The sequence below is a fragment of the Bradyrhizobium sp. McL0616 genome (assembly GCF_049993385.1).
GTDB lineage: Bacteria > Pseudomonadota > Alphaproteobacteria > Rhizobiales > Xanthobacteraceae > Bradyrhizobium.
Genome location: NZ_CP188255.1, coordinates 6,530,477 through 6,553,564 on the forward strand (window position 1 = coordinate 6,530,477; position 23,088 = coordinate 6,553,564).

Below are 23,088 nucleotides of genomic sequence, written 5' to 3' on the forward strand. Positions count from 1 at the left end.
TGGCAGACGATCCTCATCGGATTGTCTTTGCTCGGGCGTTTCCTCCCTAGACTTGGGCCGCTTGTCACAACAAGCGGCTCTTCTTTTTTGTGCGGACTCTACCCGCGCTTTCATGCTTGCGCTAGCGATGCACTCTTGCCCGCGTCAGCGGCGCATCAGCATGATCTGGTCCATAGACGGCATGTTCTGATTGAGATGCCCCATGATCCAGACCGTACCACCGACCACCAGGAAGACGACCATCAGCCCGAACGCCAGCGCCAGCACGTTGTTGGTGTTGTCAGGCCCCGTGGTGATGTGCAGGAAGAACACGAGATGCACGCCCATCTGCGCAATCGCCAGCACAATCAGCGCGACCGGGATCGACGGCTGCCAGACCAGGTCGGTGCCGGCGATGAAGAACGAGGTCGCCGTGAGCAGCAGCGCCAGGACCAGACCGACGACGTAGCCGACGATCCGGGCACCGACACCGTGTTGCTCCTCCTCGCCCGGTGCGAGATCGCGTTCGACCGGAATGTGCGCTTGATCGCTCATACGGCACTCCCAAGCAGATAGACGACGGAGAAGACGCCGACCCAGATGATGTCGAGCGCGTGCCAGAACAGCGCAAAGCACATCATCCGGCGCAGGACGTCGGCGCGAAAGCCCTTGGCGAAGACCTGGGCCATCATGGTGAGAAGCCAGAGCACACCGGCCGAGACGTGCAGGCCGTGGCAGCCGACCAGCGAGAAGAACGAGCTCAGAAACGCGCTGCGCGATGGACCATAACCGCGCGAGACGAGATCGGCGAATTCGCGGAACTCGATGATGAGGAAGATAATCCCGAGCACGCAGGTCACGGCCATGCCGAGGTAGAACCAGAGGCGGTTGCGGACGTCGGCCGCAATGCTGGCCATGCCGCAGGTGAAGCTCGATAGCAGCAGGCAGACGGTCTCGATCGCGACGTTCCGGTGGTCGAAGATCTCCGAGCCTTTCGGGCCATCGGCAGTCTGGCCGACCAGCACCGCATAGGCCGCGAAGAAGCAGGAGAACATCACGATGTCGGAGAGCAGGAAGACCCAGAAGCCGTAGGCGGTCACGATGCGCTTCGATGCCGGTCCGGGATGCTCGACGACGAGCCCGATGTGATGGGGATCGGCATGTGCGCGGCCGACGGTTGCGGTCATCGACATCAGATCGTCCCCGCCATGCTGACGAGGCTGCGCCGTTCCTCCAGATTGATGCGGTCGATGCGCTCGACTTCGTCCGCCGGAATGACGTATTCGTCATGGTCGCGCCAGGCGAAAACGACGAAGGTCGCGAACGCGCCGATGCCGCCCAGAATCACCATCCACCAGATGTGCCAGATCAGGGCAAAGCCCATGATGGTGGCAAAGAACGCGCAGGTGAAGCCGGTCGGCGAGTTCCTGGGCATCTCGATGTCGTGGTATTCGGGCGCGGTATGGTCGAGCGATTGCTGCTGGGCGGCGACCTTCATGTCCCAATAGGCATCCTCGCCACGCACGTCCGGATGGAAGGCGAAATTGAACACCGGCGGCGGCGACGAGGTCGCCCATTCCAGGGAGCGGCCGTCCCAGGGATCGCCGGTGCGGTCGCGCAAGGCCTCGCGATTGCGGATGCTGACCACGAGCTGCATGATCTGGCAGATCACGCCGATCGACAGCACGGCCATGCCGATCGCCGCCACGATCATCCAGGGCCGCCATTCCGCGACATCATAGTGCTGCAGGCGCCGAGTCATGCCGAGCATGCCGGCGACATAGAGTGGAACGAAGGTGATGTAGAAGCCGAGAAAGGTGAACCAGAATCCGAGCTTGCCCCAGCGCTCGTCGAGGCGGAAGCCGAACGCCTTTGGAAACCAGTATTCGAAGCCGGCAAAGGCGCCGAACAGCACGCCGCCGATGATGACGTTGTGGAAATGCGCCACCAGGAACATGCTGTTGTGGAGCAGGAAATCGGCCGGCGGCACCGCGACCAGCACACCGGTCAGTCCGCCGATGATGAAGGTGACCATGAAGCCGACCGCCCACAGCATCGGCGTCGCGAAGCGGATGCGGCCGCCATACATCGTGAACAGCCAGTTGTAGATCTTGACCCCCGTCGGCACCGCGATGATCATGCTGGCGATGCCGAAGATGGCGTTGACGTCGGGGCCCGCGCCCATCGTGAAGAAATGGTGCAGCCAGACCATGAAGGAGATCACGCAGATCGCCATGGTGGCGAGCACCATCGAGCGGTAGCCGAACAGCGCTTTTCCGGAGAAGGTCGAGACCACCTCGGAGAAGATGCCGAAGGCCGGCAGCACGAGGATGTAGACCTCCGGATGGCCCCAGGCCCAGATCAGGTTCATGAACATCATGACGTTGCCGCCGGCCTCGTTGGTGAAGAAGTGGAAGCCGAGGTAACGGTCGAGCAGCAGCATCGCCAGCGTGGCGGTAAGGATCGGGAACGCCGCGACGATCAGGAGGTTGGAGGCCAGCGTGGTCCAGCAGAACATCGGCATGCGCAGGTAGTTCATGCCCTTGGTGCGTAGCTTCAGCACGGTGGTGACGAGGTTGATGCCGGCCACCAGCGTGCCGACGCCGGAGATCTGGAGCGACCACGCGTAGTAGTCAACGCCGACGCCCGGCGAATAGGAAAGTTCCGACAGCGGCGGAAAAGCGAGCCAGCCGGTCCGCGCGAATTCGCCGACCACGAGCGAGAGATTGACCAGCAGCGCGCCGGTCGCGGTGAGCCAGAACCCGACCGAGTTGAGCGTCGGGAAGGCGACGTCGCGTACGCCTAACTGTAACGGCACGATCAGGTTCATCAACCCGATCACGAACGGCATCGCCACGAAGAAGATCATGATGGTGCCGTGCGCCGAAAAAATCTGGTTGTAATGCTCTGGCGGCAGATAGCCCTGCGACTGGTAGGCGACCGCCTGCTGGATCCGCATCATGATGGCGTCGCTGCCGCCGCGCAGCAGCATCACCGAGGCAAGCAGGATGTACATCACGCCGATGCGCTTGTGGTCGACGCTGGTGATCCACTCGTCCCAGAGATAGGGCAGATGCCCCTTCACGACGACCCAGATCAGCACCGCCAGAATCGCCACCAGCACCACGGAACCTGCGATCAGCGGAATCGGCTGGCCGAACGGGATCGCCGACCAATCGAGCTTACCGAGCATCATGGCCTCCACTGTGCGGGCGGCCGGCATCGGAGATCAGCTCCGGTCCGGGCCCTGGCGGAATGTGCTGGGTCGCGATCAGGTCGAACAAGCGGGGATCGTCCAGGCGGTAGGTCGGCCTGCCGCGCTCGATACCCTGCTGCATCAACTTCTTGTAGCTCTCCTCGTTCAGCACGGCACCGGACTTCGCGGTCGTCGCCACCCAGCCCGGAAAGGCGAGCGGCGAAACCACGTTGACATCGAACATCATGTCAGGAAAACCGTCGCCTGAGAAATGCGCTGACAGGCCCCGAAGCTCGCCCTCGTTGTCGGCGCGCAGGTTCAGCCGCGTCACCATCCCGTTCATGGTGTAGATCATGCTGCCGAGCTGCGGGATGAAGAACACGTTCATCACGCTCGACGACGTCAGCTGGAAATTCAGCTCGGCACCTGCCGGCACGGTCAGCGTGTTGACGGTGGCGATGCGCTGGTCCGGATAGATGAAGAGCCATTTCCAGTCGAGCGAGACAGCCTGGATGCGAAGTGGGCTACCGGTGCCCGGAACCGGTGCTGCGGGATCAAGCTTATGCGAACCGATCCAGGCGACGCCGCCGAGCAGAATGACAGTGAGCGCCGGGATCGCCCACACCACCATCTCGACGCGGCCGGAATAGACGAAGTCAGGCTGAAACTGCGCCTTCGGATTGGAGGCGCGAAACCAGAACGCAAACGCCAGGATCGCGATGATGGTTGGCACCACGATCACGAGCATGATGAAGACGGAATCGACCAGGATGGTGCTGTTGGCGACAGCCACCGGCCCTTGTGGATCGAGCAGATTCATCGGCAAGCCACTGGCGAGGAAAACCCCGAGGGGGAGCGTAACGCGAAAAACCCCCGGCAACAAACACAGTTGTGCGAAGACGGTTCCTCGACATTCGCGCTCGCCGTGCCGTGCCGCGGCATGCAATTCCGTGCGATGTCAATGACATCTGCGCGGGGCGACCGGCCTTCTCACCTCTGCACTCCATTGCTAACTTGCACGAAAATATCGGGATGAAACAACATGCAGGGCCCTGAGGACGATGCCGGCCTCGCCGGCAAGGTGGCGTTGATCAGCGGTGGCGGCGCCGCGGGCGATGGAATCGGCAACGGCCGCGCTGCAGCAATCCTTCTTGCCCGCGCCGGCGCAAAAGTGCTGGTGGCTGATCGCGACCTCAAGCTCGCCGAACGCACGGTCGAGATGATCGCAGGCGAAGGCGGCACCGCCGCGGCGCATGGCGGTGACGTCACCAGCGAGGGCGATTGCAAGAAACTGGTCGAGGCCGCGCTCGATCACTGGGGCCGGCTCGATTTCCTCGACAACAATGTCGGCATCGGCAGCCGCGGCAGCGTGGTCGACGAGGCGCCCGAGCAATTTCGCCGCGTCATGCAGGTCAATGTCGAGACCATGTTCCTGCTCTCGAAGCACGCGATCCCCGCCATGATCAAGACCGCGAAGAGCGGCGCGATCGTCAACATCTCCTCGATCTCGGCGCTGCGGCCACGCGGGCTGACGAGCTACACGACGTCGAAGGCCGCCATCATCGGCCTCACGCGAGCGATGGCGGTCGACCACGGCCGCGACAACATCCGCGTCAACTGCATCTGTCCCGGGCCGATGTACACGCCGATGGTCTATGCCCGCGGCATGAGCGAGCAGGCGCGCGCCCAGCGCGCCAAGGCCTCCGTGCTGAAAACTGAAGGCACCGGCTGGGACGTCGGCCACGCCGTCAAATTCCTGCTCAGCAATTTTTCGCGTTACATCACTGGCCAGGTGGTGGTGGTCGATGGCGGCGTGACGCTGCAAGCTCCCGAACGTGAATCACAAGAACACTAACAGAAGGAAATACAAGGATGGCCCGCCTGCCCTATCTCGAGGCCGACCAGGTCGCGCCAGAATACCGCGACATGCTCAAGCGCAACACCAATCTGCACAAGCTTTTGGTCAACTCCCCGGAGATGGCACGCGCCTTCAACGGCATCGGCGGCTATATCCGCTTCAAGAGCAAGCTCGACCCGCGCCTGCGCGAGCTTGCCATCCTCCAGGTCGGCTGGATGGAGAAGTCGGAATACGAGTTCACCCACCACGTGAAGATCGGCAAGGAGTTCGGCGTCACCGATGAGGATATCGCCGGCCTGATGGCGGAGACCGAGGGCAAGCCGTCGAAGCTCGAGCCGCTGGCGAAGGCGATCCTGAAGGGGGCCCGCGAGATGGTTCGCCAGCTTGCGATGTCTGACGCGACCTTTGCCGAGATCAAGACACATCTCTCCGACGAGCACATGGTCGACCTAGTCCTGACCATCGCCTTCTATTGCGGTGTGGTGCGCGTGCTCGCCACCATGAAGATCGACAATGAGCCATATTACAAAGAGGTACTGCAGCAGTACCCGATCCCCGGAGTGAACTGACATGCGCTTGAAGGACAAGGTTGCAATCGTCGTCGGCGCCGGCCAGAGCCCGGGCGAAGGCATGGGCAATGGCCGCGCCACCGCGATCACCTTCGCGCGCGAGGGTGCGAAGGTGCTGTGCGTCGATCATCATCTGGAGTCGGCGCAGGAAACCGTCGCCATGATCGCGGCAAAGCAAGGCACCGCCGCAGCGTTCAAAGCCGACGTGACAAAATCGGCCGACATCAAGGCGATGGTGGCAGACGCGCAATCGCGCTGGGGCCGGATCGACGTGCTGCACAACAATGTCGGCGTCAGTCTCTCGGGCGGCGACGCCGAGCTGCTTCAGCTGACCGAAGAAGCCTTCGACCGCGTCGTCGCGATCAATCTGAAGAGCTGCATTCTGGCGGCAAAAGAGGTGATCCCGATCATGCGTGCGCAGAACAGCGGCGCGATCATCAACATCTCCTCGATGGCGGCAATCACCACCTACCCTTACGTCGCCTACAAGGCGACGAAGTCGGCGATGATCGCCTTCACCGAACAGCTCGCCTATCAGAACGCCGAATATGGCATCCGCGCCAATGTCATCCTGCCCGGCCTGATGAACACGCCGATGGCGGTCGACACCCGCGCCCGCGAATGGCACAAGGCCCGCGCCGAAGTCGAAGCCGAGCGCGACAGCAAGGTGCCGCTGCGCAAGAAGATGGGCACGGGCTGGGACGTCGCGAATGCCGCGCTGTTCCTGGCGTCGGATGAGGCGAACTTCATCACCGGCGTGACGCTGCCGGTGGATGGCGGGGCGAGTGTGAGGCGAGGGTAGATTGATGCTCTTCCCCTCTCCCCTTGTTGTGGGAGAAGGTGGCGCGAAGCGCCGGATGAGGGGTTGCATCCGCAAACTCAACTGGCAAAGGACTCGCGGATAGAACCCGTCTTCGCTGTCGCGAAGCCACCCTCTCCCACAAGGGGCGAGGGTGCACCTTCACCGCCGCGCGATTGCTAATGCGTCACCCGCCAGATCGTGCCGCCGGTATCCTCCGAGATCAGCAGCGATCCATCCTTGGCCACCGCAATCCCGACCGGCCTTCCCCACACCTGGGTATCATTGACGACGAAGCCTGTGACAAAGTCCTCGTACTCCCCGGTCGGCTTACCGTCCTTCATCTTGATGCGGATCACCTTGTAGCCGGTGCGCTTCGACCGGTTCCAGGAGCCGTGCTCGGCGGCGAAGGCATCGCCCCGGTACTCGGATGGAAACAGTGTGCCCTGGTAGAAAGTCATGCCGAGCGAGGCCGAGTGCGGCTGCACCAGCACGTCGGGCACCGTCACCTTGTTCTTGAGGTCCGGCCGTGCGCCGGCATGGCGGGGGTCTTCATTGTTGCCGACATAGAACCACGGCCAGCCGTAGAACGCGCCCTCCTTCACGCTCGTCACATAGTCCGGCACGAGATCGTCGCCGAGGCCGTCGCGCTCGTTGGTCGAGCACCAGGGCAGGCCGGTCTGCGGCTGGATCGCAAGACCGACACAGTTGCGGATGCCGGTGGCATAGAGTTTTCGATCCTTGCCTTCGGGGTCGAAGGTGAGCACCGCGGCGCGTTCGGCTTCGTAACCCCAGGACGCTCCCACAGCCTGCGCCTTTGACCAGGCCTCGAGCCCGCCGGGCGGGCTTCCCATGCCTTCGGCGACATTGCTAGCCGAGCCCACCGACACCAGCATGCGCTTGTTGTCTGGCGTGAACACGATGTCGCGGGTGGTGTGGGCCGATCCTGCCGGCAGGCTCGTAACCACCGTCTCCATCTTTGCCGACGCCTTCAGGTCGCCTGCGCGATAGGGAAAGCGAACGACATTGCTCATATTGGCCACGTAGACCCATTGCGGATTGTCGCCGTTCGGAAAGAAGGCGACGCCGAAGGGACGGCTGAGCCCGCTGGCAAAGACCTCGTTCGTGACAACCTTCGCACCCTCTCCGAGGCGCAGCACGCGAATGCGACCGGGTCCGGTCTCCGCAACGAAAATGTCGCCATTCGGCGCGACACGCAGCACGCGCGCGTCGGACAGGCCGTCAGTCAAAAGCTCGATCTTGAATCCCTCGGGCACGAGCGGTGTAGTGCTGCCGCGCGCCGTCACGCGCGTGGCATTGGAGACTGACGGCGAAGCGCCGGGCTTGGCCAGATCCTCCGGGCGGATCAGCCTGACGGTGCCGGGCTTGTCGGCCTGCCAGCTGCCATAGGCGTCCTTGCCCTGCAGCACGGGCTCGGCTTGCGCGCCGGCGCAGGCTGCCAAAAGCCATGCGGGCACCATCATGTGCGAAACATGAACCTTCACGTCATCTTCCTCCCGAACTTATCTGCCAAATCCCACGTCAGCTCATGCCCGCACGATGTGCAACAGCGTGGGCCCATCGTACTGGAAAACAGCGCGGATCGGTGCGACACATTGTAGGGGCACGGCCGCCGGTTGCGGTCATCAACGCTGCGGCATCGATGTCGCGATTGATGGGGTGATCATGTGGGGATCGATCTTATCGGAATGGGCGAGCCTGCTGCTGCGCTGGCTGCATGTGGTGGCGGCGATCGCCTGGATCGGCAGCTCCTTCTATTTCATTGCCCTCGACCTCAGCCTCAAGCCCAAGAGCGATCTGCCGGACGGCGTGCAGGGCGAGGCCTGGCAGGTCCATGGCGGCGGCTTCTACCGTATTATGAAATATCTGGTGGCGCCGAGCCAGATGCCGGACGAGCTGACCTGGTTCAAATGGGAGGCCTACACCACCTGGCTGTCCGGCTTCGCGCTGATGGTGGTGGTCTATTATCTCGACGCCGATTTGTTCCTGGTCGACAAATCGATCCTCGATCTGACGCCGGCCCAGGCCGGGCTGTTCAGTTTCGGTAGCCTCGCGCTGGCCTGGCTGCTTTACGAGGTCGCCTGCCGCACTGGGCTCGCGCAGCGCGAGCTTCCCTTCACCATCGGCGGCTATCTGTTCCTGGTCGCGCTGACCTACGCTTTCACCCATGTCCTGAGCGGCCGCGGCGCCTTCAACCAGATCGGAGCCATCATCGGCACCATCATGGTGGCCAACGTCTTCGCGGTGATCATCCCGAACCAGAAGAAGATCGTGGCCGCCCTGATCGCCGGGACGGCGCCCGATCCGAAGCTCGGCAAGACCAGCAAGGAGCGCTCGGTCCACAACAATTATCTGACGCTGCCCGTCGTCGTGCTGATGATCAGCAACCACTATCCACTGCTCTACGCGACGCGTTTCAACTGGATCATCGTCGCGATCGTGCTGGCGCTGGGGCCGGTGATCCGCCACTTCTTCAACGAGGGTCATGCTGGACGCAAATCGCCGTGGTGGGTGTGGGGCGTCGCCGCCGTGGGCGCAATTGCGATCCTCTTCCTCTCAGCCGCCGGCCCGCGCGAGGTCAAGACGGGCGCACTATCGGCACAGCCAACGGTCGCCAATGTCGAGGAAATCGTGATGTCCCGTTGCAGCATGTGCCATGCGGCCGAGCCGGTCTGGGCGGGCATCGTGACCGCGCCGAAGGGCATCCTGCTCGACGCGCCCGAGCATATCCATCGCAATATCCGCCTGATCGGCCGCGTGGCGGCATGGTCCAATGCGATGCCGCCGGGCAACATCACGGAAATGACCAGCGAGGAGCGCGCCATCCTCGCCGCGTATATCAGCGAGCAGGATCGCTGACGTCATCGACCTTCGCGTCGACGAAGCGTTTCGCGGAATGATATTCCGCATGTCCCCCCGATTTGAAAATGACTCGATCGCCTATCCGGCGTAGACAGGACCGGCGGCCACCGGTCGCCGTCCAAAGTCAGTTTGCATTTGCCGCGGGGAAATCACAGTGGCCCTCAAGAACGTCATCGGTATCGACCACGCCGTGGTCATGGTGAAAGACCTCGACAAGGCTGCCGAAAATTACCGGCAGCTCGGCTTCACTCTCTCGCCGCGCGGCACCCACAGCGCGCATATGGGCACCGGCAACTACACCATCATGTTCGATCCGGACTATATGGAGCTGCTCGGCGTGATCGCTGCGACCGAACACAATGCGCCGGCTCGCGCCTACCTCGACAAGCGCGGCGAGGGTATCGAGCGCATCGCCTTCACCGCAGTCGATTCCGCCGCGGGCGCCGAGGAAATCCGTGCACGCGGGTTCGAGCCGATCGGCCCGACCGATTTCGAGCGGCCGGTGACGCTGCCGAACGGCACGGTGTCGGCGGCGAAATTCCGCACCTTCATGTGGCCGACCGCAGAAGCGCCCGGCGGCGTGCGCATCTTCGCCTGCCAGCACAAGACCCGCGACACCGTGTGGATTCCCGAACTGATGAAGCACGCCAATGCGGCCAAACGCATCAAGCAGGTGCTGATCGCAACACCCAAGCCGGCAGAGGAAGCGGCGCACCTGGCACGTCTGATCGATCGCGAGACGAAGGCGGAGGCCGACGGCGCAATCACCGTGTCCTCCGGCGGCGATCGTGCCGACTTCGTCTATCTGACGCTGGACCGGCTCGGCCAACGCTATCCCGGTGTGCCGCTCGCAGGCCTCTCCGAGCGCGGCGGCGCGGCGCTGGTGCTCGTCAGCGGCGATCTCGCGGCGACCGAGAAGGCGCTGGGCTCAGTGGGGGTGCGTAGCGGCGCTGCGATCTGCGTGCCGCCGGCCAAGGCCAATGGCACTCTGCTCGCCTTCATTGCCGGCTGATTTGAGCTAATTCTTTAACGTGTGTTTACCGGGCGGTTCTAGGCTTCTGGCCTATCCAAGCCGCCCGGGGCCACGCGCATGTTCAAAGAGGAATCGCCGATCGCCTACGACGCGCCGGCCGAGCTGAAGAAGTGGCCGTCGCTCAAGGGCGAGCGGCAGAAGCACAGAGGACCGCCCTATCTCGTCTACAACGGCACGCTCGCCGACTGCGTCCGCGAGCTGATCGGAAAGCCGATCAAGGGCATCTCGCTGTACGACATTATGACGAAACCGCAGCAGGCTTTCGACCAAACCGTGTTGTCGCCCGGCGACGCCGCCGAGATCGCCATGCGCAAGGATTTTCCCAAGGCGTAAGCGTCACCCGTCTGCTGCAACACCGCTAGCAACACTGCATGTCCCCGCGGTTCCCGTAGATCAGCGGGGCTGACGCCGTATTTTCCGCGGCGGGAACACCGTACTAACACCTGCGGCCCCGCGGAATCGCAGCTTCGCCGCAATTACGGTTAAGAAGTCCTTGTCGCCGGCGCGCGCCGGTCGTTCCCCCACAGTTCGAGGACTTTTACCGAGATGCGATTTCTCGTCGCGGCTTGCGCTGCGTTCCTGATTCTGATGTGCGACACCGGCTCATCGCCGTCCTGGCAAGCTTCACATGTCGACAACGCCACGCCCAAAGCCGATCGCGCACCTTCACTGGTCCCGCTCGTCGAGCTCTTCCTCGCAAACGTGCAGGCCATTGAGCTCGCGAATGCGCGGGCGTCATACGAAGAGACGAACGAGACGAAGCGCGCGATCGAAACCGCCGCGCCGGCTCCGGCTTCACCAACTGAACAATTCTGCCACGCGCTCAGGGAAGCGGCCGAGGAGAGCGGCATTCCCGTGCCGTTCTTCGCCCGCCTGCTCTGGCAGGAGAGCCGCTTCCGCTTCAACGAGGTCAGCCAGGCCGGCGCACAGGGCGTCGCGCAGTTCATGCCGGACACGGCCGCCGAGGTCGGGCTCGATGATCCCTTCGATCCGATGAAGGCGCTACCCGCATCGGCAAAATTCCTGCGCAAGCTCCGCGACGATTTCGGCAATCTCGGCCTCGCCGCAGCCGCCTACAACGCAGGCCCCGGTCGCATCCAGAAGTGGCTCGGCAAAGAGAGCGAGCTGCCGCGCGAGACGCGCGACTATGTCCGCATCATCACCGGAACCAAGGCCGAGGACTGGATCGAGCGCTCGGAAGCGCTCGCAATCCGGATCGACCTGCCGCGCGAAGCGCCTTGCGAAGGCATCGGCAGCCTCTCCAAGACCAAGGACGTCGCCTGGGTTCCCGCGAACCTGACGCCTTCGGTCACCACCATCATTCGTAAGGCTGAGCAGCTGGCGGCGCGGCTCTCGGAAAATCGCGCCCGCAAGCGGTTCGCATCCTTGCTCAGGAAGAGCGCCTCGGCCCACGGCAAGGCGCGCAGCATGATCGTGGCACGCGCGGCCGGAAAGAGTGCGAAGGCTCACATCATCCGCGTCGCGTCAGGCGAACGCTGACCGGTCAGACCGGCCTGTCGTCGTCCGTCACTGGTGAAGTCACCACCAGGAACACGAGATCGGTCAGGCCGGAATTCGAGATCGCGTGCTCGACGCCGGCCGGCAGGAAGATCACGTCGTGCTTGCGCACGACATGGTTCTTGCCGGCGATCTCCATCAGCCCGTCGCCTTCGAGCACGTGATAGACCTGCTCCTGCACCTTGTGATGATGCCGCGCGACATAGGCCATCGGCTGATACATCGAGATGCGATAGTCGATGTGGCGCGCGCCCGCGGTCTCCGGCATCACCAGCGGCTTCGACAGCGCACCACCAAAATGGTTGGGAAATTCGCGCCAGGGCACCTCGGCGATGTTGCGGATGAAGGCGCCGTTGCTCTCCTCGGCCATGATCGTGCTCCCTTTCGTGCGGCTCAATTCACCAGCGCGCCGCCGTCGATATAAACGATCGATCCCGTGGCAAATCCGTTGGTCATGAAGCTCGCGATCTGCCGGGCGATGTCCTCGGCCATCCCGACGCGGCCGACCGGAAGTGCGGCCGCCGTCTTCGCCAGCATCTCCTTGCGCGCCGCTTCCGGCATCGCGGCACGGATCGGCGTATCGATCACGCCCGGCGACACCGCATTCACGCGTACCGGCGCAAGCTCGAGCGCAAGCGCGCGCGCAAGCGATTCCAGCGCGCCATTGGCCGCGCTGACGATCGCCGAATTCGGCCGCGGCCTCACGCTGAGGAAGCCGGTGACCAGCGTCAGCGAACCGCCTGGCCTGATCTCGGCCTCGCGCGCCACGCGCCAGGCACCCCAGAACTTACCCTCCATGGTGGCGCGGACGTCGTCCATCGCGACCGTCTTGAACGGACCGGTGCGAAGCTGCGCGGCCGTCAGCACGACGTGGTCGACGGGCCCGGTGCGGCGGAACAGCTCGGCGACGCTCTGGTCATTTGTGACGTCGGTGGGAATGGCCATCACCTTCAGCCGCTCAGCGACGGGATCGAGTTTTGCGGCGCTGCGCGAGGCGATGATGATTTCGGCGCCCTGCGCCTTGGCCAGTTCCGCCGTGGCGAGGCCGATGCCTGAGGAGCCGCCGACCACGACAACCTTCTTGCCTGCGAGCGTCATTCCCATCTCCCTATATTTTTGTTGATCGGTGAGGCCGCGCGATTAGCCTGGCTGGAAGCGCGTGCCGATGCCGGCCTTGCTTTGGCCAAGGCCCGGCAGTTCCCAGACGCCGGCGCCGACTGGATTGATGTCGGCCGCAATATCGACATCGATCAGATAGGGCTTGTTGGCGGCGATGCCCTTGCGGATCGCCTCGCCGAGATCTCCGGCACGATCGACGCGCACGCCCTCGACGCCGCACGAGCGCGCCATCGCCGCGAAATCGGGATTGTAGCGTTGGCCCGTCTCCGGGTGCCTGAAGTCGGTGGCAAGCTCGCGCCCGCCGAGATAGCCGCGCTGAAGCCCACGGATCGACGCGTAGGCGTAATTGTTCCAGACCACCCAGACCACAGGCAGATTGTATTCAACCGCTGTGCCCAGCACGTTGGCATGCATGAAGAAGGCGCCGTCGCCGCACACCGACACGCAGGGACGATCGGGTGCTGCGAATTTCGCACCCATCACGCCGGCAACGCCGAAGCCCATCGGGCCAAACCCCATCGATCCGATCAGCGAATCCGGCCGCTTCGGTTTGCAGAAGCCGAGCAGCCAATTGTGATGCACGCCGATGTCGGAGACGAGGATGGCATCCTCCGGCAGCGCCTTGTCGATCTCGGCCGCAGCGCGCTGCGGATTGATCGGCGTGGTGTCGTCGGAGAAGCCCGGCGCGACGAACTTGTCCCACTCCTTGCGATAGCCATCGATCTGCGCCAGCCATTTTTTTCGCGCATCGGACTTCTTGAAGAGGTTGTCGCGGCGATCGAGCTCGGCATGGACCTGGCGCAGGAAGGTGCGAACGTCCGCCATCAGCCCGAGCGCGACGGGATAGTTGCGGCCGATCTCCTCGGGATCGATGTCGACGTGGATCAACCGCGTCGGCGGGATCGTGAAGGAATAGCCGGGGATCCACGAGCTCGAGGTGCGGTCGTCGAAGCGGACGCCGAGCGCGAGCAGCACGTCGGCCTGGCGGGTCGCGTGATTGGCCTGATAATGCCCGGCGCGTGCGACGAGGCCGAGCGCGAGCGGATGATTGACGTCAAGCGCACCGAGCCCGCTCGCCGATGCAGCGACCGGAATCTGAAGCCGTTCGGCAAGCTTGCGCAGCTCATCCGCCGCACCACCATAGCGCACACCCTGCCCGACCAGCATCACCGGCCGCTCCGCCGAGAGCAGCATGTCGACCGCTTTCTCGACGCCTTCAGGATCAGCGCCGCAGCGGCTGGAGATATTGGCGCTCCACTCGCTCGCCTTCGGCGCTTCCTCGGCAGCCGCCTCCATGAAGACGTCGAAGGGCACGTCAATCACCACCGGCCCCGGCCGCCCCGTGACCATGGTCTTCCAGGCCTGCCGCACAGCGAGCGGCACCATCTCGCCGCGCGTCGGCTGAAACACTTTCTTGCACATCGTGCGCACGGTGGAGGGGAAGTCGGCCTGATAGTGCCGGTACATCTCCTGGAACGCGCCGCGATTGAACTGGCTGGTTGGCACGTTACCGGTGATCGCCATGAACGGCACGGAATCGAGGAAGGCGTTCGCGAGCGAGATCGGCAGATTGGCGGAGCCCGGCCCGCACGAGGTGAAGGTCGCGGTCGGCCTGCCCGAGACACGATAGTAGACGTCAGCCATGAAGCCGGCGACGCTCTCGTGATGTACGGAAATCGTCTTGATCTCTGAGGAGCGCTCGTACAGCGCGTCGATAAACTGGATGTTGCCGTGGCCGCACAGCCCGAACACCTGCGGCACCTTCTCCTGGATCAGATAATCGACAATGACCTGGGCGCCGTTGAGCATATTTCGCGACATCAACCCGTCTCCCTGCGGCCCACGACTTCTTATGGACCGATGCGGAAACGCGGCCGGTCATCGCTGGGCCGCGGGCACCCTATTTCTCATAATGCTGTACGTCAATTTATATTGTGATAGGCTATTGCCCCGAGGAAACGCGGAGCTCCGCGCCGACGGCTGCGCTTGATGCGTGCTACTGTCGCAACGACGGAGTCATGATGGATCGACAAGAGGGGGCCTCGTCCTTGAAATCGCGTACCAAGCCCACGACCGGCGAGAAGCCTGCAAGCCCGCGCAAGGCCGCGATTGCCAAACTGGTCCCCGTGCCGCAAGCCATTGGCGACGATGACGCTGACGACAAGCAGCGCGGCGGTGGCGTTCAGTCGCTGGGCCGTGCCTTTTCGATTCTCGAAGAGGTCGCGCGCCATCGCGAAGGGATCGGGCTCGCGGAACTCAGCAAGCTCGTCGGCCTGCACAACTCGACCACGTTTCATCTTGCCAAGACACTGGTCTCGCTCGGCTACCTCCGCCAGGAGAAGGACAGCAAGCGCTACCGCATCGGCCGGCCGCTGTTCGCGCTCGCCGCATCCGCGCTCGACGAGATCGAGATGGTCAATGTCGCTACGCCCGTGCTGGAGGAACTGTCGCGCCAGACCAGCGAAAGCAGCCATTTTGCCGTGCGAATGGGCGATGCCGTGGTCGTCATAGCCCGCACCAGCGGCCCCGGCGCGTTCCAACTGACCGACCGTGTCGGCGTGGTGCGCCCGGCCCATTGCACCGCGCTCGGCAAGATCATCCTGGCTTCACTGCGCCCCGAGCAACTCACACGGTTCATCGATCGCGTGGAGCTGAAATCGTCGACACCAAAATCCATCAGCGATGTCGGCGCGCTGATGCGCGAGATTGCCGAAGTGCAGCGCACCGGCGTCGCCTTCGACGACGGCGAGTTCAACATGGAAGTGCGCTGCGTCGCCGTGCCAGTCACCGATTTCACCGGGCAGGTGATCGGCGCGCTCGGCATTTCCGGCCCGATCTGGCGGCTCTCCAACCAGGCGCTGCACGCCAGCGCGCAGGTCGTGCAGGCCGCGGCTGACCGGCTCTCTGCCGAATTCGGCGCCAAAGGCGCGGCGCAGAAGGTGCTCACGCAAAAGGCCTGAGACGCGCGCAAGCGGCGATTTTGCCGGTTGACACCGGCGACGGCGTTCGGGATTATCCTCCAGCATTAGAAAAAGCTCTCTCACAATACCGGATACTCGGTTTTGAAGGGAGGCACACGATGCACCCGGGAGGAGACAGACATGATCCGCTACCGCAGACGGACGTTGTTGCAGGCGGGCGCAGCCCTTGTCGGCGCATCTGCACTGGGGTTTCCGGCCATCGTGCGGGCCCAGGCGGAGAAGATCCGGATCGGACACCTTACGCCGCTCACCGGCTTCCTCGGCGTGATCGGCAGCTACGCGCAGCTGGGTGCGAAGCTCGCTGCCGAAGAGATCAACCAGTCGGGCGGCATTCTGGGCAAGCCAATCGACCTGCTCTCGGAAGACTCGATCAACCCGGCAACCGCAGCGACCAAGGCGCAGCGCATGCTGGAGCAGGACGGCGCGGTGGTGCTGTTAGGTGAGATCTCGTCGGCCTCCTCGCTCACCATCATGCAGGTCGCCGAGCGCAACAAGAAGGTGTTCTTCTCGACCGGCGCGCGGTCAGACGCACTGCGCGGCAAGAACTGCAACAAATACTCCTTTCACTGCGACATCCCGAACACCGTGATGGTGAACGCGGTCGGCACCGCGCTGTCGCAGAAGGGCATGGTGAAGGGCAAGAAGTTCTTCACGCTGACGGCCGACTACATCTTCGGCCACGACCTGCTGAAGGCCGCCAAGACCTTCTTCGGTGCGCATGACGCCAACCTGATCGGCGACGAGCTGATCGCGACCGACGTCACCGATTTCAGCCCGTATCTCTTGAAAGTGCGGCAGGCCAGGCCCGACGTGGTCTGCTGCAACCTCGCCGGCAATCAAGTGACAAATCTCGTCAAGCAGTATGCCGAGTTCGGCTTTCCTTACCCGCTGGTCGGCTTCAATCTCAACACCGGCGACGCCTGGGCGGCCGGTGCGGGCAACCTCAGCGGCACCTGGCCGACGGTCTGGTATCACACGCTGGACAATCCGGCCTCCCAAGCCTTTGTCGCGGCGTTCAGCAAGAAGTACGGCAAGCCGCCGGAGAACCACGCCTGGATCGACTACGTCACGCTGAAGCTGCTGGCGGAGGCGATCAACACCACCAAGTCGACCGCGAGCGACGATCTGATCGCCTATTTCGAGAAGCAGGCACAGTTCGACATCATGAAGGCGCGCAAGGCCTATTTCCGCTCGTGGGATCACCAGCTGGTGCAGGAGGCCTATCCCTTCACCGTGAAGCCGAAGGACCAGATGAAGGACCAGTGGGACATGCTGGTGCTGGGCGATGCGGTGCCGGCGGCAAACGATCCGCTGGAGACGATCTATCCGACCAGGGAACAGAATCCCTGCGAGATGAAGGCCTGACACGCCGCTTGGACGCAACATGCAGTTCGAGTTCTTGCTGGAACAGGTGGTGAATGGCCTCGTGCTCGGAGGCTATTATCTGCTCATCGCGCTCGGGCTGTCGCTGATCTTCTCCGTCGGCGGCATCGTCAACCTCGCGCACGGCGCCTTCTACGCGCTCGGCGCCTATGTCTGCGTCGAACTGACAAAGCGTCTCGGCTTCGCCCCGTCCGTCGTGATCTCTCCGCTCGTCGTTGCCCTCCTCGGCATTCTGTTCGAACGCATCATCCTGCGCCGCTTCTACACGGCGGATCCAATCCTCAGCCTGCTCGTGACCTTTGGGCTGGCGATGGTCGCCGAGCAGGCAATTCGCATGATCTGGGGCGCCGCGCCCGTCTCGACCGAAATCCCGCAAAGTTTTCGCGGCTCGATCATCGTCGGCGACTTCCTGTTTTCGCGCTATCGCCTGCTGATCCTCGGCGTGGTTGCGGCGATCATGGTCGGGATCTGGCTGCTGCTGCACAAGACCTCGTTCGGACGCGTGGTACGCGCCGGCATCCAGCGGCCGGACATGGTCGCAGCCCTCGGCATTCGCCTCCAGCCTTACATGACCGCGATCGTCATGCTCGGCGTTGGTCTCGCCGCCCTCGGCGGCGCGTTCTTTGCACCGATCACGACGGTGCATCCAGCGATGGGCGCCGATATCATGACGGTGGCCTTCGTCGTTGTCGTGATCGGCGGCCTCGGCAGTTTTTGGGGCGTGATCATTGCGGCGCTCCTCGTCGGCGTCGTGCGCGGCATCGCCATCCATTTCGAGCCGGCGGCGGGTGAAGCGTCGATCTACATCCTGATGTTCCTTGTGCTGCTGGTGCGCCCGCGCGGTCTGCTCGGCGAGCGCATCGAGAAGTTCGAATGAGAAGCGCCTCGACCATCGACAGGCTGAGGCCGCTGCTGATCGCAGGCGTTGCGGTCATCGCGTTGCCTTTCCTGCTGAGGGCGCTCGGCCTGTCGCTCAACACCGGCACCTGGATGCTCGGCCTTGCCATTGCGGGGATGGGGCTCAACCTCTGCATCGGCTATACCGGCCTCGTCTCGTTCGGCCACAGCACCTGGTTCGGCATCGGTGCCTACGCCGCCGGGCTGATCCAGCTTCGCTTCTTCCCCGGTCAGATCTGGCTGCCACTGCTGGGGTCGATGGTCATCGTCGCGATCGCCTCAAGCGTGATCGGAATGCTGATCCTGCGCCGGCGCGGCGTGTACTTCTCGCTTTTGACGCTGGCCCTTGCCGCGCTCGTCTACACCACCGCCTTCCGCTGGACCAGCCTCACCGGCGGCGAGGACGGGCTCGGCGGGCTGAAGCGCGGCGGCATCGGACCCATCAGCTTCGACGGCGCGCTCAACTATTACGTCGTGGTCGCGGCAATCGGCCTCGCCGTGCTCTACGTGCTGATGCGCCTGGTGCGCTCGCCGTTCGGGCATGTGCTGGTCGCGATTCGCGAGAACCAGTTGCGCGCGGGCTTCCAGGGCTATCCGGTCGAGCGCTACAAGCTCGCCGTGTTCGTGATTTCCGCCGTCGTCACTGGACTGGCCGGCGCGCTGATCGCGTTCCTGAACTATCTCGTTTCGGCCGAAGCGGTCTCGGTGCCGTTCGCCGGCGAGTTGCTGGCGATGGTCGTCATCGGCGGCATGCGCAGCCTGCTCGGACCCGCGCTCGGCGCGGTGTTCTTCATCCTGTTCAGAGAACTGTTCTCGATCTGGACGTCGGACTGGCTGTTCTGGTTCGGCCTCACCTTCGTGGCCTTCGTGATGTACTCGCCCGGCGGCCTCGTCGGCATCGGATCGCTGATCATGCGGCGCTTCCGCCCCGCACCCGAAGAAACGGCCGCGATGAGCCGGCGCAAGATCTATGATGGCCTTCCGTTGCCGAGCTTTTTGAGGCCCGAAGCATTGAAGGGCACCGTGCTCGAGGTGAGCGGCGTCTCGCGAAAGTTCGGCGGCATCCGCGCGGTCGAGAATGCGAGCATCAAAATCGCGGCCGGCGAGATCCACGCGCTGATCGGGCCGAACGGCGCCGGCAAGACCACGCTGTTCAACCTGGTCTCCGGTCTCTACGCGCCCGACCAAGGCACGATCCGCCTGAACGGCCGCGACATCGCGGGCGTGCCGGCGAATTTGATCTGCCACCAGGGGCTGGCGCGCTCGTTCCAGATCACCAATCTGTTTCGCGGACTCCCGATCTACGAAAATCTCCGCCTGTCGCTGCAGGCGCGCCGCCCGATGCGCTTCAACATCTGGAACGACATCGACGCCTACGAAGACATCCATGCCGAGACCGCCGCGCTGGTCAAATTCCTGGGGCTCGAAGGCATCGAGGCGATCGAGGGCGGAGAGCTCTCCTATGGCGGGCAGCGGCTGGTCGATCTCGGCATCGCGCTAGGCTCCAAACCGCAGGTGCTGCTGCTCGACGAGCCGCTCGCGGGCCTGGCTGCGGCCGAGCGCGAGCGCGTGTCCAACCTCGTCAAGAACATCGCGACGAACATCCCTGTGCTGATCGTCGAGCACGACATCGACCGCGTGCTCGGCTTCTCTCAAGTCGTCACCGTGATGAATCAGGGCGAAGTGCTGATGTCCGCCTGCCCAAGCGCGGTGCGGGCCGATCTGCGCGTGCAGGAGATCTATACCGGCAAGGGCATTCCCGCCGTCCAGCATCGTCGCAGCGAGGACGCCACCGGCGCGCACGAGACCGTGCTGCGCCTGGACGGCGTCAACACGTTTTACGGCAAGAGCCACATCCTGAACGACGCCGCGCTCGACGTGCGCGAAGGCGAGATCGTCGCGTTGCTGGGCCGCAACGGCGCCGGCAAGTCGACGCTGCTCAAGACCATCGCCGGCCTCGTGCCGGCCGCCTCAGGCACGATCGGATATCGCGGCGCGGACATCGCAGGCGTCCCCGCCCCCGACATCGCGCGGCGCGGCATCGGCTACGTGCCGCAGGGCCGCGGGCTGTTTGCCGGCATGACCGTGCGCGAAAACCTCGCGCTCGGCCGCCTCGCGCGCAAGACCGACGGCAGCGACGGCGTGGTCTGGAACGAAGAGCAGATCCTGCAATATTTCCCGCGCCTCAAGGAGCGGATGAATATCGCGGCTGACTATCTCTCCGGCGGCGAGCAGCAGATGGTCGCGGTCGCGCGTGCGATGTCCGGTAATGTGCGCCTGCTGCTGCTCGACGAGCCCTTTGAGGGCCTCGCGCCGGCTGTGACGCTAGAGCTCTTCAAGGTGTTCGACCAGCTTCGCCGGCACATGTCGATCGTGATCGTCGAGCACAATCTCGACCTGGTGCTGGCGCTAGCCGACCGCGTCTTTGCACTGGAACGAGGCGCCGTGTTCCATCAGGGGCCGGCGGCGCCGCTCCTCAACGATCTCGGCTATCGCAAGCAGATCCTGTGGCTGTGACGGAAACAGGTGCGCTCCCTCTCCCGCTTGCGGGAGAGGGCTGGGGTGAGGGTATCTCCGCAACGAGACAATCCCCAAGCGGAAAGAGCCCTCACCCGGCGCTACGCGCCGACCTCTCCCGCAAGCGGGAGAGGTTAAGGAGCCCGCGGCGCTACCAAGCCCTACTCCGCCTTGATGTTGGCGGCCGCTACGACCTCGGCAAGCTCCCTGGTCTCCTTCGCGATCTTCACGGCATACTCATCCGGGCTGAGCACACTCACGACGCCCTGTGAGCCGAGCCGCTCCTCGACGATCGGATCCTTGGCGGCCGCCATGATCTCCCGATGCAACGTCTCGAGGATCGGCGCGGGCGTCGCCTTCGGCATGAAGAAGCCGACCCAGAACGACAGGTCGAAACCGGGATAGCCCGCTTCCGCGACGGTCGGCACGTCAGGCAGCGACGGCAACCGTTCGGCCGATGACACCGCGAGCGCGCGCAGCTTTCCGCCCCTCACCAGCGGCACCGCGGAGAGCGGATCGAACACAGCGAGCACTTCCTGCGCGAGGATGCCGACTTCGGATGCCGCACCTCCGCGATAGGGCACATGGATCATCTTGATGCCGGCGCGCTGGCCGAGCAGCTCCATCGCGAGATGGGCGAGGTTGCCATTGCCGCCCGAGCCGTAGGCGAGCGCGCCCGGTGCGGCCTTTGCCGCCGCGACGAGGTCCGCTACGGACTTGATGTCGGCGGTCTTTGGATTCTCGGGATTGACCACCAGCACGAGCGGCGCCGACACGACGGTGGTGAGCGGAGCAAAATCGCGTTGCGGGTCGTAGCGAATATCCTTGAACAGCGTCTTGTTGAGCGTGATCGTGGACGAGTTGCAGGCGAGCACCGTGTAGCCATCGGCTTCCGCATGCGCCACACCCTCGGCCGCGATCATGCCGTTGGCGCCGGCGCGGTTCTCGACCACGAAGGGCTGTCCGAGCTTGGCCCCGAGCCGGTCGCCGATGATTCGCGCGACCACGTCGACCGGACCGCCCGCGCTGAAACCGACCATGATCTTGACCGGCCGCGTTGGATATTTTTGCGCGACGGCCTGCGTCGACAGCGCAGGTGCGCAGAGTGCGGCGATGAGCGCCAGCAGGCGGGCCGTTCGTTGCATTCGTTCTCTCCCGGGATCTCGGCACCGCCTGTTCTTGTTGTTGGTCCGGCGCGTCCAGAGATCATGATGAGCGGCCGCGCTGATTTTCGCAATCATGTTTCGACGCGCGCAATACCCTGCAATTCCGTCGCACGGCAGGTGCGCGCCACCTCCAAACAAAAATGTCGAAAACAACCCCATGCACAGTAGCCGCCCCTCGCGGGATCAAGGGCTTGCACATCGTTCAAAGCCGTTTGACTCGTCGGGCAAAACACCGGCACAATGGCACCATCGCAACAATCGTCAGCGTCATACCGCGCCCCGCCATGGGCGCCGCGACCCGATTGCGCGTAAGCCTCTCATCGACATCCCGAAAATCACGCTCACGCGCCGCGATCGATCTCGCGCGCGCCGAACGCACATGCCTGCACGGCAAAGGACACGACATGACGACATCCCCGACACGCAACAGCGCCGCGCCGCTTGCGGCAAACGATCGCACCGGCCTCGCCACAAGCCCGCGGGTGAAACTCTCCCGCCGGCGAATTTCGATCGACCATCCGGACCCGCACGTCGGCGCGCAACTGCTGGCCGACGCACTCGGCGCCGTCGACCGCGACGCACTGGATGGCCTGCTCAAGCAATTGGTGAAGGCCAGCCTGATCGGCCAAAAGCCCGATGAAGCCAACCTCGCTTTCATGATCTCGATGATGAAGAGCATCGCCCCGCGCGATTCCGTCGAGGCCATGCTGGCGGCGCAGATGGTGTCTGTCCACGTGGCGGCGATGCGCTCCGCCTGCCGCCTCGCCTTCATCGACGACCTTCCTCAGCAGGAGAGCGTCACGCGCGCACTCGCTCGATTGGCTCGAACCTTCGCGGCCCAGATCGAAGCGCTGAGCCGCCACCGCAACAATGGCGAGCGCGCGATCACCGTGCGGAATTTGTCAGTGCAGGACGGCGGCAAGGCAATCGTGGGGAACGTTACGCAGCATGCGAGTATGATCATCGTACCGAGCGCTGCGGCAGCGGCGATTGACACAGGATTTGTCTCGACCCGCGACGTCGGCGAACAGGTCGAGGCCGAGCAAGGCGTCGCGTGATGGATGGCCATGCCCGCAACACAAGCCCGATGCTGGCGAGCGCGCGCTGCGGCGCCAGGACGCGCGGCGGCGCGGCCGGATCAGGGGCGCCAAGGGGAAACCGGAATGCGCGGAAGCATGGGCTGTTCGCCC

21 protein-coding genes are annotated in these 23,088 nt (G+C 64.0%); 12 read left to right on the forward strand and 9 right to left on the reverse strand.

Annotation, left to right across the window (positions count from 1 at the left end; all coding sequences use genetic code 11):
- Nucleotides 1–144: 144 nt before the first annotated feature.
- From cyoD to ACPPVR_RS31495, 4 genes are read right to left on the reverse strand one after another with little or no spacing between them, the layout of a single operon-like run.
- On the reverse strand, nucleotides 145–534 hold the full coding sequence (cyoD, locus tag ACPPVR_RS31480; RefSeq protein WP_426610427.1) for a cytochrome o ubiquinol oxidase subunit IV: 390 nt from the start codon (nucleotides 532–534) through the stop codon (nucleotides 145–147).
- Nucleotides 531–1,172, reverse strand: a complete 642-nt coding sequence (locus tag ACPPVR_RS31485) for a cytochrome (ubi)quinol oxidase subunit III (protein WP_426610428.1) — start codon at nucleotides 1,170–1,172, stop codon at nucleotides 531–533. Before ACPPVR_RS31485 ends, cyoD begins: the two co-directional genes overlap by 4 nt.
- Nucleotides 1,172–3,172 carry a cytochrome o ubiquinol oxidase subunit I gene (gene cyoB / locus ACPPVR_RS31490; RefSeq protein ID WP_426616220.1) on the reverse strand — a complete coding sequence of 667 codons (2,001 nt, stop codon included), beginning with the start codon at nucleotides 3,170–3,172 and terminating at the stop codon, nucleotides 1,172–1,174. Before cyoB ends, ACPPVR_RS31485 begins: the two co-directional genes overlap by 1 nt.
- Complete coding sequence (locus ACPPVR_RS31495; RefSeq protein WP_426610429.1) at nucleotides 3,162–3,995, reverse strand: cytochrome ubiquinol oxidase subunit II; 834 nt, start codon at nucleotides 3,993–3,995, stop codon at nucleotides 3,162–3,164. The genes cyoB and ACPPVR_RS31495 overlap by 11 nt, the downstream gene beginning before the upstream one ends.
- 222 nt (nucleotides 3,996–4,217) lie before the next feature.
- Between ACPPVR_RS31495 and ACPPVR_RS31500 the strand changes: the two genes are divergently transcribed.
- The 3 genes from ACPPVR_RS31500 to ACPPVR_RS31510 are packed head-to-tail and all read left to right on the forward strand — an operon-like array spanning nucleotide 4,218 to nucleotide 6,404.
- The gene (locus ACPPVR_RS31500; RefSeq protein ID WP_426610430.1) at nucleotides 4,218–5,030 is read left to right on the forward strand and encodes an SDR family NAD(P)-dependent oxidoreductase; all 813 of its coding nucleotides are present in this window, start codon (nucleotides 4,218–4,220) and stop codon (nucleotides 5,028–5,030) included.
- A gap of 17 nt (nucleotides 5,031–5,047) precedes the next feature.
- Nucleotides 5,048–5,602, forward strand: a complete 555-nt coding sequence (locus ACPPVR_RS31505; protein WP_426610431.1) for a carboxymuconolactone decarboxylase family protein — start codon at nucleotides 5,048–5,050, stop codon at nucleotides 5,600–5,602.
- Between the two features lies 1 nt (nucleotide 5,603).
- Entirely contained in the window at nucleotides 5,604–6,404 is an 801-nt protein-coding gene (locus tag ACPPVR_RS31510; protein WP_426610432.1) for an SDR family NAD(P)-dependent oxidoreductase, read from the forward strand.
- Between the two features lie 176 nt (nucleotides 6,405–6,580).
- Here ACPPVR_RS31510 and ACPPVR_RS31515 read toward each other — a convergent pair whose 3' ends face one another.
- On the reverse strand, nucleotides 6,581–7,882 hold the full coding sequence (locus ACPPVR_RS31515; protein WP_426616221.1) for a PQQ-dependent sugar dehydrogenase: 1,302 nt from the start codon (nucleotides 7,880–7,882) through the stop codon (nucleotides 6,581–6,583).
- A 205-nt stretch (nucleotides 7,883–8,087) separates the two neighbouring features.
- Here ACPPVR_RS31515 and ACPPVR_RS31520 point away from each other — a divergent pair, with 205 nt between their 5' ends.
- The 4 genes from ACPPVR_RS31520 to ACPPVR_RS31535 all read left to right on the forward strand — a co-directional run bounded on the left by ACPPVR_RS31520 (nucleotide 8,088) and on the right by ACPPVR_RS31535 (nucleotide 11,817).
- Entirely contained in the window at nucleotides 8,088–9,281 is a 1,194-nt protein-coding gene (locus ACPPVR_RS31520) for a urate hydroxylase PuuD (RefSeq protein ID WP_426610433.1), read from the forward strand.
- Nucleotides 9,282–9,438: 157 nt separating this feature from the next.
- Nucleotides 9,439–10,296: a VOC family protein gene (locus tag ACPPVR_RS31525; RefSeq protein ID WP_426610434.1), complete on the forward strand. Its 858-nt coding sequence runs from the start codon at nucleotides 9,439–9,441 to the stop codon at nucleotides 10,294–10,296.
- Between the two features lie 78 nt (nucleotides 10,297–10,374).
- Nucleotides 10,375–10,650 carry a hypothetical protein gene (locus ACPPVR_RS31530; protein ID WP_426610435.1) on the forward strand — a complete coding sequence of 92 codons (276 nt, stop codon included), beginning with the start codon at nucleotides 10,375–10,377 and terminating at the stop codon, nucleotides 10,648–10,650.
- Between the two features lie 213 nt (nucleotides 10,651–10,863).
- Nucleotides 10,864–11,817 carry a lytic transglycosylase domain-containing protein gene (locus tag ACPPVR_RS31535; protein ID WP_426610436.1) on the forward strand — a complete coding sequence of 318 codons (954 nt, stop codon included), beginning with the start codon at nucleotides 10,864–10,866 and terminating at the stop codon, nucleotides 11,815–11,817.
- 4 nt (nucleotides 11,818–11,821) lie between these two features.
- On the opposite strand, the gene ACPPVR_RS31540 is transcribed toward ACPPVR_RS31535, so the two are convergent.
- Genes ACPPVR_RS31540 through ACPPVR_RS31550 form a run of 3 tightly spaced genes read right to left on the reverse strand, consistent with a single transcriptional unit; the run spans nucleotide 11,822 to nucleotide 14,775 of the window.
- Nucleotides 11,822–12,205, reverse strand: coding sequence for a cupin domain-containing protein (locus tag ACPPVR_RS31540; protein ID WP_426610437.1), 384 nt, complete (start codon nucleotides 12,203–12,205; stop codon nucleotides 11,822–11,824).
- 23 nt (nucleotides 12,206–12,228) lie between these two features.
- Entirely contained in the window at nucleotides 12,229–12,933 is a 705-nt protein-coding gene (locus ACPPVR_RS31545) for an SDR family oxidoreductase (protein ID WP_426610438.1), read from the reverse strand.
- A 42-nt stretch (nucleotides 12,934–12,975) separates the two neighbouring features.
- A complete protein-coding gene (locus ACPPVR_RS31550; RefSeq protein WP_426610439.1) occupies nucleotides 12,976–14,775 on the reverse strand; it encodes a thiamine pyrophosphate-binding protein in 1,800 nt (599 codons plus the stop codon).
- Between the two features lie 227 nt (nucleotides 14,776–15,002).
- Here ACPPVR_RS31550 and ACPPVR_RS31555 point away from each other — a divergent pair, with 227 nt between their 5' ends.
- The 4 genes from ACPPVR_RS31555 to ACPPVR_RS31570 all read left to right on the forward strand — a co-directional run bounded on the left by ACPPVR_RS31555 (nucleotide 15,003) and on the right by ACPPVR_RS31570 (nucleotide 20,732).
- Nucleotides 15,003–15,914, forward strand: a complete 912-nt coding sequence (locus ACPPVR_RS31555; RefSeq protein ID WP_426610440.1) for an IclR family transcriptional regulator — start codon at nucleotides 15,003–15,005, stop codon at nucleotides 15,912–15,914.
- Between the two features lie 141 nt (nucleotides 15,915–16,055).
- Nucleotides 16,056–17,300, forward strand: coding sequence for an ABC transporter substrate-binding protein (locus tag ACPPVR_RS31560; RefSeq protein WP_426610441.1), 1,245 nt, complete (start codon nucleotides 16,056–16,058; stop codon nucleotides 17,298–17,300).
- Between the two features lie 19 nt (nucleotides 17,301–17,319).
- Complete coding sequence (locus tag ACPPVR_RS31565) at nucleotides 17,320–18,195, forward strand: branched-chain amino acid ABC transporter permease (protein ID WP_426610442.1); 876 nt, start codon at nucleotides 17,320–17,322, stop codon at nucleotides 18,193–18,195.
- Nucleotides 18,192–20,732 carry an ATP-binding cassette domain-containing protein gene (locus tag ACPPVR_RS31570; protein WP_426610443.1) on the forward strand — a complete coding sequence of 847 codons (2,541 nt, stop codon included), beginning with the start codon at nucleotides 18,192–18,194 and terminating at the stop codon, nucleotides 20,730–20,732. The genes ACPPVR_RS31565 and ACPPVR_RS31570 overlap by 4 nt, the downstream gene beginning before the upstream one ends.
- Nucleotides 20,733–20,893: 161 nt before the next feature.
- Here ACPPVR_RS31570 and ACPPVR_RS31575 read toward each other — a convergent pair whose 3' ends face one another.
- Nucleotides 20,894–21,877, reverse strand: a complete 984-nt coding sequence (locus tag ACPPVR_RS31575) for a Bug family tripartite tricarboxylate transporter substrate binding protein (protein WP_426610444.1) — start codon at nucleotides 21,875–21,877, stop codon at nucleotides 20,894–20,896.
- A gap of 425 nt (nucleotides 21,878–22,302) precedes the next feature.
- Here ACPPVR_RS31575 and ACPPVR_RS31580 point away from each other — a divergent pair, with 425 nt between their 5' ends.
- Complete coding sequence (locus ACPPVR_RS31580) at nucleotides 22,303–22,956, forward strand: hypothetical protein (protein ID WP_426610445.1); 654 nt, start codon at nucleotides 22,303–22,305, stop codon at nucleotides 22,954–22,956.
- Nucleotides 22,957–23,088: the final 132 nt, after the last annotated feature.